We start from the raw sequence: 14,149 nt of genomic DNA on the forward strand, positions 1-14,149 counted from the left end.
CAGCAGCCTGGGCTACCGTAGCCCCGCCGACTACGAGGCAGTCGCAGCGGCCTGACCACCACAACGATGGTGTCCGTCGGAGCGGAGCAAGCTCAGATCGATAGGCGCGACTCTTACTGTGACGCCGACGGAGCATCAGCGGAGGGGACGAAGGTCCCGAACCACGATGACGTTCGCCTACAGTCCACAGGTGTCCGCAGCGTCGCCGGACGGCGCGACGCCCACCCCCGTGGCGTCGGGGGTGGGCGTCGGGTGGTGCACACTACCGGAGCCAGGCGTTGCGCCGCACGATCGGCAGCTTGCCCAGGCCGAGCGCGGTCCCGGCGTCGGCCAGCGCCAGACCGGCCAGCACGATCGCGTAGACGAGGTGGTCGTCCAGGAACGGGTTGGTGTCCAGTGGCAGCGCCGCCGCCCACATGAGCACCATCAGGAGACCACCGGCGATCGCGGCGACCCGCAGGCCGACCCCCAGGACGAGCGCGGCACCGATCCCGAGCAGACCGGCCATGAACAGCCAGTCCACCCACGCCTGACCCGCCAGCCCGGCGAAGAACCCGCCCAACGCGTTCTCGCCGGCGCCCTTCAAGAACCCCGTCGTCGGGCTCCCACCCGCGATCCATGCCTTACCGGCCGGTGTGGCGAACCCCCACCCGAACGTCTTGTCCAGGAACGCCCACAGGAAGATCCAGCCGAGCGCGATCCGGGCGCCCGCCCACACGACATCGACCGGACGCCGCGCCTCGGCAGCGATGTGGCGGCGCACGACGGGTTGCTGAGCAGTGGCGGCCATGACGGCCCCCTTCCTGAAGTGATGGAGTGTTCCCTTCGCATCTCCATCACATCGGCTCCAGCCCACGCCGGGCAGTGCCGCAAGGCCCGGCCGGAAAGGACCTTGGGCCTCACTCCACGACATCTGGCACGGGGCGCCGTACGGAATCCTTGGCCTCGAAGCTGACCCCGAGCCGCATGATCATCTGTGGGTGCTCGCCCGCGCAGAGCTCATGGCGGAGGAACTCACGCAGCAGGTCCATCTCCAGGGCCTGCGTGTGAAAGGCCGCGCTGACGCCGTGCGCGCTGGCCAGCAGCAACACGTGCTGCAGCGCCTGGCCTGCGGCGATCCACTCCTGGCGGCCGTCACCGGTGGTGGTGAGCAGGGTCACGACGCCGGTCGACGTCGCGGCGCCTTGATCGGTCTGCGCGCCCCAGTCGTGGCGCCAGGCGTAGTCGCGCTGCGCGAAGTGCGGCTCGGTACGTGCCGCTTGGCGCGGGTAGCCCTCGGCGGGCACGCCGTCGGTTCGGCTGCTGCCGGGCGGGCGGGCCCAGCGGATGACTTCCAGGCTGAAGCGCCGGTCCTGGGATTGCACGCCCTGGGCCGCCCGGGTGAGCGCCGCGAGAACGGCCACCGCGTCCGGCGAACGGACGGGCGTCAGCGTGGCGCCCTCGCTCATCGCGGCTCTGACGAGCGAGTCGAGGAGCGAGTCGGGCACCGGCACGTCCGCGAAGCCGGCTCGATGCGTGCGGCGCCGCTCGATCTCGCCGCCGAGCATCCGGGTGGTGTCGTCGGCCTGCGCCTCGCGGCCCGGCCGGACTGTCGCGAGCAGCGACGGCCTGTCGGGGTCGGGCAGAACGCGGACGAGAGGCTGGTAGCCCTCCAGGCGCAGCACGGTGCGCATGGTGAACAGCGCGGCGCCGCAGCTGATCAGCAGTTCGCGGCCGGCTGCGTCGCTGACACGAAGCTTCCTGTCGGTGTCGGCCTTCAGGCTCACTTCCTCTCCGGAGAGAGCGAAGGTCCAGGGCTGGGTGTTGTGCACCGACGGCGCCCAGCGGGCCGCCTCAACGGCCGCGTCCAGCGCGTTCTTGGCGGTATGGACGGTCATGTGTACACCTCCACGGGTGTTGATTTCAGCGCATCACGACCGAAGGCATCGCCGGTTCCTCTCCCCTCCAGCGCTGGACTCGCACCTCCGCGTCGCTTGCCGGCTCTCAGAACAGCGGCGGAACAGTGAGCAGGTCTTCCTTGTCCCATGCCACCTCGCTGACCACGTCGACGACCCCCTCGACAGCACGAACCGCTTCCACGAGGGCGATGGCCTGGGACTTCCACTCGACCCTGCCGCTGATCCTCACGACACCGGCGTCGAGTTCGATGGAGAACGCTTCCGGGCGCGGGAGCACGGCCCTGATCTCCGTCTCCAGTTCCGCGACCGGACGGGTGAAGACCCTCAGCACGTCGTGTTGGTGCAGAGTGCCGGTTACGCGGCCCGTCACCGGGTCGATCACCGGCAGTTGCTTGATGCGCTTGGCGTGCATGAGGCGTGCCGCGTCACGCACCGGCGTACCCGGCGTGACCGTGATCGCCGGTGAGGTCATCAGCTCGGCTGCTGTCACCGCCGCGGCCTTACGGTGCTCCTGCCGTTGCCGCCTCGACTCGTAGATCGACACGGGGTGACGTACCGGGTCGGTCTCCTTGAGCAGCAGGTCGTCCTCCGACACCACGCCCACCGGGCGCCGGTCGGCGTCGATGACGGTCACGGCGCCGACCGCGTACCGCCTCATCGCGGCGACGATCTCGGCGAACGACGCCCCCTCCGACACGGCGATGGCCACGCGTCCCATGACGTCCTTGACTTCGATCGACATGATGTTCCTCCTCGCTTTCCACCTTTCACGTTCCTGCGTCGCGAGCCCGATCGGCAGCGGCGAACGGCCCGCGTGAGCAGGGCCAAAGTCCCTCTCATCCCCGGACGACGGCCACCGGGCAGCGTGAGTGGTGCAGGACACCACGACTGACCGAGCCGAGCAGCATCGCTCCTACGGCTCCGCGGCCGTGCGAGCCCACCACGAGCAAGTCGGCCTGCTCGGATGCCGAGACGAGCGCGTCCACGGGATGCGCCGACGGGGCCTCGCACACGACCGCCACCTCGGGGTGCTCCCCGGTGATGGCCGCCACCCGGTTCTCGACGACGCGATGCTGTGCGGTGCGGATCGCGTCCAGGTCGTAGGACACCTCCGGTGCGAAGGCGTGCACCGGCAACTGCCAGGAGTGCACCACCCGAAGAGCGGCTCCGCGCAGCCTGGCCTGTTCGAAGGCGTAGGCCAACGCGGGCTCGCACTCGGGCGAGTCGTCCATACCGACGACGATCTCTCCTCTCGCAGGCCGTTGCCCGGCGCGGATCACCACAACAGGACAGTGAGCGTGTCCGGCCACGTGCGTGCTGACCGAACCCATCAGGGCGCCGGCGAACCCGCCGAGCCCTCGACTGCCCAGCACGATCTCGACGGCCTCCTTGTCCAGCTCGCGCAGGATCGCGGCGGGCGTGCCCTCGATGTTCTGCGTGGTCACCTCGACGGTCGGCTGACGTTCCCGCGCCAGCGCGGCCGCCTCGTGAAGGATCCGCCGGCCTTCGCGCAGCAGCGCGTCGGAGAGCCCGGCCTCAGGGAATCGGGCAATCTGATACGGCCCGCGGTCCACGGCGTGCACGATCCGCAGCGGCAATCGCATGCGAAACGCGTCATTGACGGCCCATTCGACGGCGGCGCGCGCGGTCACCGAGCCGTCGACACCAACAACGATCATGATGCTTCCTCCTCTGTCCTCCTCTCCATCGCAACCTGTCCACCTGTCGCCATTGCAGGGCCGGAGGTCGCCGGTGCAAGGGGCGAAGGGCCCTGTCTGACACCAGGACACGTGGGTAGCGTGACCGCCATGGCCTTCCTCGACCTGACGACGCTGCGTGGCGTCGTGTTCGACACCGACGGCGTGGTGACCGACACCGCTCGGGTGCATGCCGCTGCATGGAAGCAGGTGTTCGACCGGTTCCTGCGCGGCCGGTCCGCGCCGTTCGACATCCGCGCCGACTACCTGCGCCACGTCGATGGGCGCTCTCGCCTGGACGGGGTGCGCACGTTCCTGGCTTCTCGCGGCATCACGCTGCCGGAGGGCGGGCCGGGCGACGATCCCGGAGCGCCGACCGTGCATGGGCTCGGGCAGGCCAAGGACGCACTGTTCGTCCGGCGGGTGGCCGAGCACGGGGTCGCCGCGTTCGGCTCGACCGTCACCCTGCTGCACGAGTTGCGCCGGCGCGGCTGCCGCACCGCGGTGGTGTCGGCCAGCAGGCACTGCCGGGCGGTCGTCACCTCCGCGGGCCTCATCCACCTGTTCGACGTGCTGGTCGACGGCAACGACGCGGCCCGGCTCGGGCTGCCGGGCAAGCCCGACCCGGCGTTGTTCCTGGAAGCCGCAGGCCGCATGGAACTGACCGCCGCAGAAGCCGCGGTGGTGGAGGACGCCCTGCCCGGCGTCGAAGCCGGCCGCAGGGGCCGCTTCGCCATGGTCGTCGGAGTGGATCGCTCCGGGTCCCAGGAGGTCGCGATGCGCGCGGCCGGAGCGGACGCCGTCGTGGCCGACCTGGCCGAGCTGACAGTCACCGGCCGCGTTCCCCTGGAGCGTCGATGAACGCGTGGCTGCTCACCTACGATGGCTACGACCCGGCCTCCGAAGGACTGCGTGAAGCACTCTGCACGCTGGGCAACGGCCGCTTCGCCACCCGTGGCGCCACCCCCGACGGCGATGAGCGCACGCCCGGCACCTACGCTGCCGGCTGCTACGACCGCCTGGCCTCGACGGTCGCCGGGCGGACGGTCACCAACGAGGACATGGTCAACCTGCCGGACTGGCTGCCGCTGACGTTCGCCACCCCCGGCGCCGGCTGGTTCCGTCCCGAGCGGGCCGAGCTGCTCGACTACCGCCAAGAACTCGATCTACGGCGCGGAATCCTGCTGCGCCGGCTGCGCTGCCGTGACGAGCACGGCCGCATCACTCGCGTACGGCAGCGCCGCCTGGTCTCCATGGCCGACCCCTGGCTGGCCGCGCTGGAGACCACCTTCACCGCCGAGAACTGGTCCGGCCCGCTGCGCGTGCGCGCCACGCTCGACGGCCGCGTGACCAACTGCGGCGTCGCCCGATACCGCGACCTGCGGGGCGACCACCTGGCCGGGCACGTCGCCGGCGAGGACGACGGCCTGGCCTGGCTGTCCGCTGTTACCCGTTCCTCCCGTATCACCGTCGCCCTGGTGGCGCGGATGGACGCGCCCGCCCCGGGCGAGGTCATCGGCGAGTCCGATCACATCGCCAGCCATCATGTGATTGACCTGGCCGAAGGCGAGCCCCGCACGGTGACCAAGATCGTGTCACTGGTGACGTCTCGCGACGTGGCCGTCCACGACCCTCTGTCGGCAGCCCTGCGGCGGACACGGCAGGCCCCCGGCTTCGACGAGCTGCTGTCCCGGCACACGGCGGCCTGGGAACGGCTGTGGGAGCACGCGGAGCTGGACGTGGACGGGCCCGAGCTGTCGCAGATCGTTCACCTGCACGTCTTCCACCTTCTGCAGACCTTGTCGCCGCACACCGCCGACCTGGACGTCGGCGTCCCCGCCCGCGGCCTGCACGGAGAGGCATATCGGGGCCACGTGTTCTGGGACGAGCTGTTCGTGCTCCCCTGGCTGAACCTGCGCCTCCCCGACATCTCCCTGGCCCTGCTGCGCTACAGGTGGCGGCGGCTCCCGGAGGCAAGGGCCGCGGCTCGTGCCGCCGGCTTCGACGGCGCGATGTTCCCGTGGCAGAGCGGCAGCGACGGGCGTGAGGAGACCCAGACCTGGCACCTCAACCCCGCCTCCGGACGCTGGCTGCCCGACGTCTCCCACCTGCAACGGCACGTCGGCCTGGCGATCGCCTACAACGTCTGGCAGTACTACCTCGCCACCGGCTCGATGCCGTCGTGGTGCACCGAGCTGATCGTGGAGATCGCCCGGTTCTTCGCCTCCCTGGCCGTACGCGTCGGTGACCGCTACGAGATCCGTGGGGTGATGGGGCCGGACGAGTATCACACCGCCTATCCGGGCGTCGCCTCCGCCGGGCTGGACAACAACGCCTACACCAACATCATGACCGTGTGGCTGCTGCGACGGGCGCTCGAACTCGGCGAAGCCGGCCCCGAGGAAGCCGAACGCTGGGAGGACATCACCCGCCGCATGCGCGTCGACTTCCACGACGGCGTGATCAGCCAGTTCACCGGCTACGCCGACCTGGCCGAGCTCGACTGGGCCCGCTACCGCGGCGTGCGGCGGCTGGACCGGGCACTGGAGGCCGACGGTGACGACGTCAACCGCTACCGGGCTTCCAAGCAGGCCGACACGCTCATGCTGTTCTACCTGCTCACCGCGGACGAGCTGCTGGACATCCTGCACCAGCTCGGCTACCCGGCCGAACCCGGCCTCATCCCGCGCACGATCGCCTACTACCTCGGACGCACCAGCCACGGCTCCACCCTCAGCGCCGTCGTGCACGCCTGGGTGCTGGCCCGCTCCGACCGGGCACGCTCCTGGCAGTTCTTCACCGAAGCCCTGTTCAGTGACGTCCAAGACGTGCAGGGCGGCACCACCGCGGAAGGCATCCACCTCGGCGCAATGGCCGGCACGCTCGACCTGCTCCAGCGCTGCTATCTCGGCCTGGAGCCGCGCCGCGAGGGCCTGCGCCTCAACCCGTTGCTGCCCGAGCGGCTCGGCACACTGTCACTGACGATCGCATTCCGGGGCAGGAGGCTCGCCATCGACACCGACCACGACCGCACCCGCATCGACGGCGTCACCCTGCCCCGCGGCGCCGCCCGCACCATCATCATGGAGGAGATACGCATGCCTGGAGCCGGCGACTTCGGACACCGCCTCACCTATCACCGCGAGCGCCTGGGCCTCACCCTTGAGCAACTCGCTGACCGCGCGGACCTGTCCGCCGGCTACCTCCAGTACCTGGAGAGCCACCCGGACGTCCCGGAAAGGGGCACGATGACCCGCCTGGCCGGCGCCTTGGAGACCACGGTCGAGGACCTGCTGGGTGGCGGCCACGACCGGGCGCCAGGCGGCGGCCGTACCATGGCCAACCCGGAGCTGAAGGTGTTGGAGCCCGAGGAATGTCTGCGCCTGATCGCGTCCGGCGGCATCGGCCGGGTGGCGTTCAACGGCTCCCACGGGCCCACGGTCCTGCCCGTCAACTACAAGATGCACGACGGCGCCGTCATCTTCCGTACGGCCTACGGCGGTCCGATGGACCAGGATCTGCGCACAGGGCTGACGGGCGTGGAAATCAAGATCGCCTTCGAGATCGACAGGATCGACGAGGCCCGGCGGCAGGGCTGGAGTGTTCTCGTCCAAGGTCCGGCACACCACGTGCCCGAGGACGAGGCTGACAAGATCGCCGCAGCTGACGTCACCCCGTGGGCGGGCGGCGACCGCCAGCTCTACATCCGGATCATCCCGCATCGGGTCACCGGTCGCCGTATTCACGGCTTGTGACGCCGGGTAGGGAGGGCCCGCACTCCACCCCGAAGGGATGCAGGCCGTATCCGTCCTTGCCCGGATTGCCTCACCGCTCCACCGTGACCCTGGCGAGAACGCCGAGAGGATCGACGTTCAGCGTCACGTCATAGTCCTCGTCCCCGGCAGGCAGGCTGGCGATCACCCGCGGTCGTCGACAGCCGTCCACCGGACGCGCAGATCGAGCGCCGCGGCAGGCGCCAGAACGAACTCGTACGCCAACCGCCCAGCCGCGCTCCCGGTGATGTCCGGCCCCGAACCGGACATTACCGGGAAGGTTTCGAGCACCTGCCTCCGCATCTCCCCCGCTCCCCCGCAGTTGCGGCCGAAGCCCCGTACTGGCACCGGTCCCAGCCAAGTTCTGGCCGCCCAGACGAAATCCCCGCATCGGGGACAGCACCTGCACCGCGTCGAACCGCCGCCAGCGGCCGAGCCTGATCTGTGCACGCGTCACCAGGGCCACCGAGCGCAGCAACGGCGTACCCGGCTCGATGGCGTGCAGCACCCAGCGCCGCGCCGGCCAGGGCAGCCGGTCCGCCTGCCCTGGCTCGAACGCGGGAGCGTCTGCCGTCTCGGCCTGCAGCTCCTGCCAATCTTCGTTGGCTTGGCCAGTAACCTGAGGTGGCGCGACGATCACCGTCATGACCGCGTCCCCGATGGTGGAATCACAGCGACCGGGCAGTGGGCTCGAAGCAGAAGGCCGTGGCTCACTGAGCCGAGGACGACGGAAGCCAACGCGCCGAGTCCCCGAGACCCGACCACGACCAGATCTGCCTGGCGCGAGGCTCGAGCGAGAATCACCGGCGGAGCGCCCGCCACCACCGTCTCAGTCAGCTCGACGTCCGGGTATTTCTAACGCCACGGCGCCAGCCGCTCCGCGACCTCCTGCGCGGTGGGGCCCGCCGGTGTGGACCCGTGGCCCCCGGGGTGGGGCGCCTGCACGGCGTAGATCACCCGCAGGCGCGCGCCCCGGATCTGTGCCTGCGCCAGGGCGTACGCGAGGGCGGCTTCGGCACCGGCCGACCCGTCGAATCCGGCGACGACCTCGTCGAACGTTACTGGGGCCACCTCCCGCACGATGACGACCGGGCCCGAGACGCGACCGGCCAGTGCCAGCCTGACCGAGCCGAGCGCCCGCCCGGCGAGCCTGCCCAGGCCGCGGCTCCCCAGAACCACGGTGTCAGCCTCGCGTGAGGCGTCCCTCAGCCTCTCTGCCACCGCACCCGTGACCACCGACGTGGCCACCGCCAGACCTGGCTGCCGGACCTGAACCCGTTCCGCCGCCACCCGTACCAGAGCTTCGCACCACTCGGTCAGCGTCTGTTGATCGCTGGCCGCGTTCAGCGGGTGCTCAACCGCCCACGGCTCGCGTACGTGCACGATCCGCACGCCCAGCCCGCGCCGAGCGGCGTCATCTGCCGCCCAATCGAGGGCGGCGTACGACGACTTCCACCCGTCGACTCCTACGACGATCATATTGCTCATGGCCCTGTCCTCTCTGTGCGCGATCGGACGGCATGGTTTCGATGCCGCCTACAGCACACGTCCGGCCGACTTCCGGCCCCAGAGGAGAAGGTCCCTTCCCTCGAGGGAGAACGGACGGATCAAGGGCCGCGAGTGCCTTTGGTCCCCGCGTCCGAGGACGTTCGCCGCTTCTCGTCGCCTCGTGCAGCATCCACCCTGTGATTGGCCCAACGGAAAGGTGGAGTGTCATGATCGGCGGACGGATGCTCATGGAATCACCGCAAGTCGACGCCGAACTGCTGGCGCTGAAGAAGCGGCTCGACCACCTGGAGGAGCAGGTGCGTACGCTGACGGCCGCGAACCTCGCTCTCGCCAGCAGCCTGGAGAAGCTCTACCGCGCCTCGGCCAGCTCCCCCCTGACCGGCTGAGGAGATCCGAGCCGGGTCGCGGGCACCACGACCACCGGGCACGGCGGCCAACGCAGGCACGACAGCAGCACCGCGCCCAGCCTGCCGTCCCCGGCAAGCTGGGCGGCCGAGCCCAGCACCAGGAGGTCGGCTCCTCGCGCAAGCTCGGCGAGCACCGACTCCGGCCTGCCCTCAACGAGGCGCCCCTCGACGGGAACATCGGGAAAGCGGTCTCTGACCAGGGCAACCGCACGATCGAGTACTGCAGGTCCGCGTACCTGCTGGTTCGCCAGGTCGTCGGGCGCCGAAGAGCGGGCGTATGGCGCTTTGTGCGGGACACGCCTTTCCCGCGCATGCACGATGACCAGGCGTTCCCAGCGGCAGGCGGCTTCGCCCGCTGCCCACAGCAGCGCGGGCTCGCATTGCCTGGTGCCATCGGCGCCGACCACGATGCGAGGAGATCTCATAGTCTTGACGATCGGCCCGAAGGACCGAGGTGCGGCAGAGGCGTCCTGCCCGCATCTCCAGGGCCTTTGGTCATGAGCGCGCCCATCTCACCGTGGAGCCTGAAGACCCGACATGTCGGGCCCATCGGCCCTGCCCCCGGCCGTGACCGCAGCGGACAGTGGTGGCATGGCATCGTCACATCTGACATTCCTCGGCGGGACCGGTACCGTCACCGGCAGCAAATTCCTGCTCGACCTGCCCAGCGAGGCGCGCGTGCTGCTGGACTGCGGGGTGTTCCAGGGGCTCCGGGAGCTGCGGCGCAGGAACTGGGCGACCTTCCCGGTCCCTGCCTCGTCGGTGTCGGCCGTGGTGCTGAGTCACGCGCACCTCGACCACTGCGGTTACCTCCCGGCATTGGTCCGCCAGGGCTTCGAAGGGCCCGTTCACGCGACCCCGCGCACGGCAGAACTCGCGGCGATCGTCCTGCGCGACAGTGCCAAGCTGATGGCCGACGAGGCCGAGCACGCCAACACCCACGGTTGGTCGCGCCACCGTCCGGCGCTGCCCCTCTACGACGACAAGGACGTCACCCAGGCGCTGAAACTGATCGTCCCGGTCGAACACGGTCAGACCGTCCAGGCGGGAGAGGCGCGCGTACGCCTCCATCGGGCCGGGCACATCCTCGGCTCGTCCTGGACGGAAGTGGCCGTCGACGGTACGACCATGGTCCATTCCGGCGATCTCGGCCGGCCGGTCCATCCCCTCCTGCGGGCGCCTGAGCCGTTCCAGAGCGCCGACGTGCTGCTCGTGGAGTCCACATACGGCAATCGGCGCCACGACGACGCCACCACGCTGAACGACATGGCGGCGGCGATCACCCGTACCGTGGAACGCGGCGGCTCGGTGCTCATCCCCGCCTTCGCGGTAGACCGCACCGAGGTGATGCTGTACCGGCTCGGCGAGCTGCGGCAGTCCGGCCACATCCCGGACGTCCCGGTCTACGTCGACAGCCCCATGGGGCTGGCCGCCCGTGATGTCTACCTGAAGGCGATCAGCGCCGGCTCCGAGGAACTGCGTCCCGGCCTCACCCGCGACGCGCTGGATCCGAGCTGGGTGCATGAGCTGCGTACGGCCGAGGAATCGATGGGCCTCAACGATCTCTGCCGCCCCTGCATCGTCATCTCCTCCTCGGGGATGGCAACCGGCGGGCGCGTCCTGCACCACCTGCGCCACTTCCTCCCGGACCCCAGGATGACCGTGCTGATCGTCGGCTTCGCAGCCGCTGGCACACGCGCCCGGAACCTGGTCGACGGAGCGACCTCGATCAAGGTCCACGGCCGGTACGCGCCGGTTCATGCGGAGATCGTCGACCTGCCGGGCTTCTCTGTTCACGCCGACGCCGACGACGTCATCTCCTGGCTGTCCACCGCGTCCCAGGTACCCACCGTCACCTACGTGGTGCACGGCGAGCCGGACGCTTCTCGAAGCCTACGCGACCGTATCCACGCCGAGCTCGGCTGGCCGGCCGTCGTACCCAGACCAGGCGAACGCGTAATCGTCTAGAACTGCAGGAAAGGGCTGCCAGACGTCCGAGCGGACGGGGCAGTGGATGCCGGCCCACAGGGCAGAGGGGCGCGCATGGCCGGGAGCAACGATTGTGTGGTTGACGTGCACGACGACATCATCTACCTCCCAGCTAGGGCGGAGCTTGACCCTCCAATCCCCCGTTCAGAGGCCACCAGCAGCAGCGTGACGGCCCGTGACGCAGGCGGCGGACATCACGCCGCCGGCCGTCCGACCGACCGACCGACCGACCGACCGACAAGACTGGCCAGCCGGTCCGTTCCCTGCATCATGGCTGCATCGCCACAGTTCGAGCATGCCGTCACCGACGTCCTGCTGTTTGCTCCGAACCTATCGGCGAGCCACGCAAGCGAGCGCCCGCTGGGCGATTCGACAGCGCTTCGCCGAAGAGTCGGCTCGGCTCCCGTTGGCTGCGGATCGGCTGGCCGGCGCGATGGTTCCGATGGGCTTACCGTTCAACACGGAGTCACGTCCACGGTCGATGGCGATGACTCCATCGGCACACAGGCGGGCTTTCAACCACGGGCACGCGGGCGGGAAGATGGCGGGGAGCCGTTGGCGATGGGACGCTAGTTGAAATGTGCGGTTCGGCCTGGCCACTGCAGTACACCCCGTTCACGGGTGACGCAATAGCTGGCGAACCGTTCGCTCGTCCGATCGAGGGCAAGGGACAACGACCTCCCGGAGACCCATGTCCTTTTCGGCGTGGGCGAGAAGAATATGACAGGGCCCGCCGAGGCAGATAGCGTCGCGGTCGTCACCCCCTGTGGTGCCCAGGCACTGATCAAGTGGTTTGCGCGGCCAGCAGTCCGGCGGCGGTGCGGGCGGCCGCAGCCGCGACTCCGGAGATGCCCGAAGTGATGAACGAGCCGCCGCCAGGTTGCCGACCACGTACGGGCGGGGGCAGCGGGGATCAGCCCGCCCGACAGGTGAAGGGCGGCCAGCCCTTCGGCGAGCAGGGACGTGGCCAACGGCTCAGCCGTACGGTGCATCGCATGGGGCGGCGGGTTCACGGCGTTGACCACGGCGCCGGCGTCCAGGCAACCATCGTCGCCCCAGACCCGGTACCTTCCCTCCACCGCCTCGATCTTGCGTACGCCCGCCACCAGGGCGAGCTGCCGCGACTACAACAGCCGCAGCAGCGCCGAGGCGTACACCGACACCATGGGCGAGGCCAGGCGGAAGTGGCGTCGCAGCCGTTCGCGGTCGGGCTCGACAGCAGCCGCCAGGCGTACGGGCCGACGGTGTGGGCGCTCTCCTGCAACACCCGCCGCCCGGTCCGCGGATCGCCGACGGCCGCCAGCTGCCGCCGCCACCGTCGTACAGGCTTCTCCGCCCGCGCCGCCAGCATTCGGCCGTGAAGTCCGTCAAGTCCTCGCCCGTCTCGGCCAGTTCGGCTCGGAGCCGCCCGGTGAGGTCGTCGAGGGTGAGGCCGCCACGCTCGCGGCACAGCGCCTCCACCCGCTCGACGGTCACATGCCGGGGCCGGTGAGCGAGGAGACTCTGCCAGGCGTGGAGCAGCATGCCGCCGCGCGACACCAGCGTGATCCGGCCCGCGTGACCGCGCGCGACGAGCGACACCACTACGTCCACGGCGGTCAGCCGCTGCGATCACCGCGACGTCGGCGGCGGCCGGGGCGCGACCGACCGTGTGGCCCAGCGGATACGGATCCTCCCACGAACCCGGGCGAGCCACCCAGACCGTAGTGGTTCTGCGGCGTCCCCCCACGCACGCACAGCACCACCCGGTCGGCCCGATGGTCGCGCCCGTCCTCGGTACGCACCGTGAACTCGGGGTCGCCGCCGGAGCGGGCCACCGCGACGAACCGGGCAGCCACGTCCCGTGTCCCAGCCCGCGTTCACGCAGCGCGGCCAGCGCGGCTTCGGCCGTGTCGGCCAGGTACTCGCCGTACGGCGCGTGCGGCACCAGCGGCTGCCCCAGCAGGTCGTCCCGGTGGGTGGCGGCGCGCTCCGGCCCCAGCCGGGAGGCGTAGTGCCCACAGTCCGGATGGTGGAGCGACTTGATCGCCGGCGGGGCGTTGACCAGCACGCTGTCGAGATCCGGCCCGTACGGGCGCCCACGCCACAGGTGCGCGGAGAGCTCGACCACGGTCACCTGCCCCGGCCCCATCTATGAGCCAGCGCGTCCAGCGGCCGACCGCGGCGGCGCTTTTCCGAGGATGGCGATACGCATGACTTTCCTCCAAGTTCGTCCGAAAGGTCGTTTGAGCCCCGTGGATTGCCTGACGCCGCTCCATCCCCTCCTGGAGGAAGATCGGCGGGAGGCGACCCCTCAAATGGTGGGATTGGCAAAAGACGTCGGAAACGGGCAAGCTGACTCGGGTCCTCCCGCCCGTTGCAGCGCTCGAGCCGCGGGCGGCCTCCCGAGGCCACGATCGCGGCAGTGCCACGTCCGCATCCGAACCCTCGGCCGGCGCTGACTGACCTGCCGCGCCTCAGGCCTGGGCGGCCCCCGGCCGACGGCCAGTCCCGACAACGCTCGTCATCGAGCCCCCGCCGCCGACCTGGCGGTCATCGTCGCACAGGCGTACGGGCTGACACCCGGGAGTTCCAGGTCGCTCATCTGGTGACGCGGGGCCTGCCCACCGCCGAGATCGCTACGGACCTGTTCATCTCTCCCAACACCGTTCGCGGCCACCTCAAGGCCGCATTCGGCAAGGCGGAGACCTTCAGCCGTGATGAACTCGTCGCACGCCTGTTCGCCGAGCCCCACGAGCCGTGAACACCCCGCTCGGCGGGTTTGGACCCTTGCTGCCCCGCCGAATGCGGCGGGGCGCAGAAGGGGCGTGAGGCCGATCTTGTTGGTACGGGGAGGGCGCAAATGGTGGTTCCGCTGCGCACAGAGCCGCCCCAGG

12 protein-coding genes and 1 pseudogene are annotated in these 14,149 nt (G+C 70.1%); 5 read left to right on the forward strand and 8 right to left on the reverse strand.

The window, feature by feature from the left end; translation table 11 throughout:
• Positions 1-262: 262 nt before the first annotated feature.
• From ACWDXC_RS42515 to ACWDXC_RS42530, 4 genes are all read right to left on the reverse strand, one after another.
• Positions 263-790 (reverse strand): hypothetical protein, encoded by a 528-nt coding sequence (locus ACWDXC_RS42515; protein WP_449992331.1) that lies wholly within the window; start codon positions 788-790, stop codon positions 263-265.
• A 109-nt stretch (positions 791-899) separates the two neighbouring features.
• On the reverse strand, positions 900-1,877 hold the full coding sequence (locus ACWDXC_RS42520; RefSeq protein WP_449992334.1) for an Acg family FMN-binding oxidoreductase: 978 nt from the start codon (positions 1,875-1,877) through the stop codon (positions 900-902).
• Between the two features lie 106 nt (positions 1,878-1,983).
• On the reverse strand, positions 1,984-2,640 hold the full coding sequence (locus ACWDXC_RS42525; RefSeq protein WP_219517780.1) for a CBS domain-containing protein: 657 nt from the start codon (positions 2,638-2,640) through the stop codon (positions 1,984-1,986).
• A 94-nt stretch (positions 2,641-2,734) separates the two neighbouring features.
• Positions 2,735-3,577 carry a universal stress protein gene (locus ACWDXC_RS42530; RefSeq protein WP_449992337.1) on the reverse strand — a complete coding sequence of 281 codons (843 nt, stop codon included), beginning with the start codon at positions 3,575-3,577 and terminating at the stop codon, positions 2,735-2,737.
• A gap of 129 nt (positions 3,578-3,706) precedes the next feature.
• Here ACWDXC_RS42530 and ACWDXC_RS42535 point away from each other — a divergent pair, with 129 nt between their 5' ends.
• Together ACWDXC_RS42535 and ACWDXC_RS42540 are read left to right on the forward strand one after the other, a co-directional pair.
• Positions 3,707-4,456, forward strand: coding sequence for an HAD family hydrolase (locus ACWDXC_RS42535; RefSeq protein WP_219517782.1), 750 nt, complete (start codon positions 3,707-3,709; stop codon positions 4,454-4,456).
• The gene (locus ACWDXC_RS42540) at positions 4,453-7,350 is read left to right on the forward strand and encodes a pyridoxamine 5'-phosphate oxidase family protein (protein WP_449992340.1); all 2,898 of its coding nucleotides are present in this window, start codon (positions 4,453-4,455) and stop codon (positions 7,348-7,350) included. The genes ACWDXC_RS42535 and ACWDXC_RS42540 overlap by 4 nt, the downstream gene beginning before the upstream one ends.
• Before the next feature lie 70 nt (positions 7,351-7,420).
• Here the strand turns inward: ACWDXC_RS42540 and ACWDXC_RS42545 are convergent, their stop codons facing one another.
• Together ACWDXC_RS42545 and ACWDXC_RS42550 are read right to left on the reverse strand one after the other, a co-directional pair.
• Positions 7,421-8,014, reverse strand: a complete 594-nt coding sequence (locus ACWDXC_RS42545) for a hypothetical protein (protein ID WP_449992343.1) — start codon at positions 8,012-8,014, stop codon at positions 7,421-7,423.
• Positions 8,011-8,856 (reverse strand): annotated as a pseudogene (locus tag ACWDXC_RS42550) (universal stress protein). The gene ACWDXC_RS42545 and the pseudogene ACWDXC_RS42550 overlap by 4 nt, the downstream one beginning before the upstream one ends.
• 227 nt (positions 8,857-9,083) lie before the next feature.
• On the opposite strand from ACWDXC_RS42550, the gene ACWDXC_RS42555 reads away from it, so the two are divergent.
• On the forward strand, positions 9,084-9,263 hold the full coding sequence (locus tag ACWDXC_RS42555) for a hypothetical protein (protein WP_219517785.1): 180 nt from the start codon (positions 9,084-9,086) through the stop codon (positions 9,261-9,263).
• Here the strand turns inward: ACWDXC_RS42555 and ACWDXC_RS42560 are convergent.
• Entirely contained in the window at positions 9,227-9,709 is a 483-nt protein-coding gene (locus tag ACWDXC_RS42560) for a universal stress protein (RefSeq protein WP_449992347.1), read from the reverse strand. The two genes, ACWDXC_RS42555 and ACWDXC_RS42560, sit on opposite strands and share 37 nt — an antisense overlap.
• Positions 9,710-9,875: 166 nt before the next feature.
• Between ACWDXC_RS42560 and ACWDXC_RS42565 the strand changes: the two genes are divergently transcribed.
• Positions 9,876-11,252: an MBL fold metallo-hydrolase RNA specificity domain-containing protein gene (locus ACWDXC_RS42565; protein WP_449992349.1), complete on the forward strand. Its 1,377-nt coding sequence runs from the start codon at positions 9,876-9,878 to the stop codon at positions 11,250-11,252.
• A gap of 1,030 nt (positions 11,253-12,282) precedes the next feature.
• On the opposite strand, the gene ACWDXC_RS42570 is transcribed toward ACWDXC_RS42565, so the two are convergent.
• Positions 12,283-13,404: an FAD/NAD(P)-binding protein gene (locus tag ACWDXC_RS42570; RefSeq protein WP_449992352.1), complete on the reverse strand. Its 1,122-nt coding sequence runs from the start codon at positions 13,402-13,404 to the stop codon at positions 12,283-12,285.
• A 456-nt stretch (positions 13,405-13,860) separates the two neighbouring features.
• Between ACWDXC_RS42570 and ACWDXC_RS42575 the strand changes: the two genes are divergently transcribed.
• The gene (locus ACWDXC_RS42575) at positions 13,861-14,016 is read left to right on the forward strand and encodes a LuxR C-terminal-related transcriptional regulator (protein WP_449992355.1); all 156 of its coding nucleotides are present in this window, start codon (positions 13,861-13,863) and stop codon (positions 14,014-14,016) included.
• Positions 14,017-14,149 lie beyond the last annotated feature (133 nt).

Source organism: Nonomuraea sp. NPDC003214 (assembly GCF_053590035.1).

What these genes read in the sequence shown, in the direction of transcription:
- ACWDXC_RS42515 (WP_449992331.1), bottom strand. Translation starts at nt 790, where the DNA reads ATGGCCGCCACTGCTCAGCAACCCGTCGTGCGCCGCCACATCGCTGCC.
- ACWDXC_RS42520 (WP_449992334.1), bottom strand. Translation starts at nt 1,877, where the DNA reads ATGACCGTCCATACCGCCAAGAACGCGCTGGACGCGGCCGTTGAGGCG.
- ACWDXC_RS42525 (WP_219517780.1), bottom strand. Translation starts at nt 2,640, where the DNA reads ATGTCGATCGAAGTCAAGGACGTCATGGGACGCGTGGCCATCGCCGTG.
- ACWDXC_RS42530 (WP_449992337.1), bottom strand. Translation starts at nt 3,577, where the DNA reads ATGATCGTTGTTGGTGTCGACGGCTCGGTGACCGCGCGCGCCGCCGTC.
- ACWDXC_RS42535 (WP_219517782.1), top strand. Translation starts at nt 3,707, where the DNA reads ATGGCCTTCCTCGACCTGACGACGCTGCGTGGCGTCGTGTTCGACACC.
- ACWDXC_RS42540 (WP_449992340.1), top strand. Translation starts at nt 4,453, where the DNA reads ATGAACGCGTGGCTGCTCACCTACGATGGCTACGACCCGGCCTCCGAA.
- ACWDXC_RS42545 (WP_449992343.1), bottom strand. Translation starts at nt 8,014, where the DNA reads ATGACGGTGATCGTCGCGCCACCTCAGGTTACTGGCCAAGCCAACGAA.
- ACWDXC_RS42555 (WP_219517785.1), top strand. Translation starts at nt 9,084, where the DNA reads ATGATCGGCGGACGGATGCTCATGGAATCACCGCAAGTCGACGCCGAA.
- ACWDXC_RS42560 (WP_449992347.1), bottom strand. Translation starts at nt 9,709, where the DNA reads ATGAGATCTCCTCGCATCGTGGTCGGCGCCGATGGCACCAGGCAATGC.
- ACWDXC_RS42565 (WP_449992349.1), top strand. Translation starts at nt 9,876, where the DNA reads ATGGCATCGTCACATCTGACATTCCTCGGCGGGACCGGTACCGTCACC.
- ACWDXC_RS42570 (WP_449992352.1), bottom strand. Translation starts at nt 13,404, where the DNA reads ATGGGGCCGGGGCAGGTGACCGTGGTCGAGCTCTCCGCGCACCTGTGG.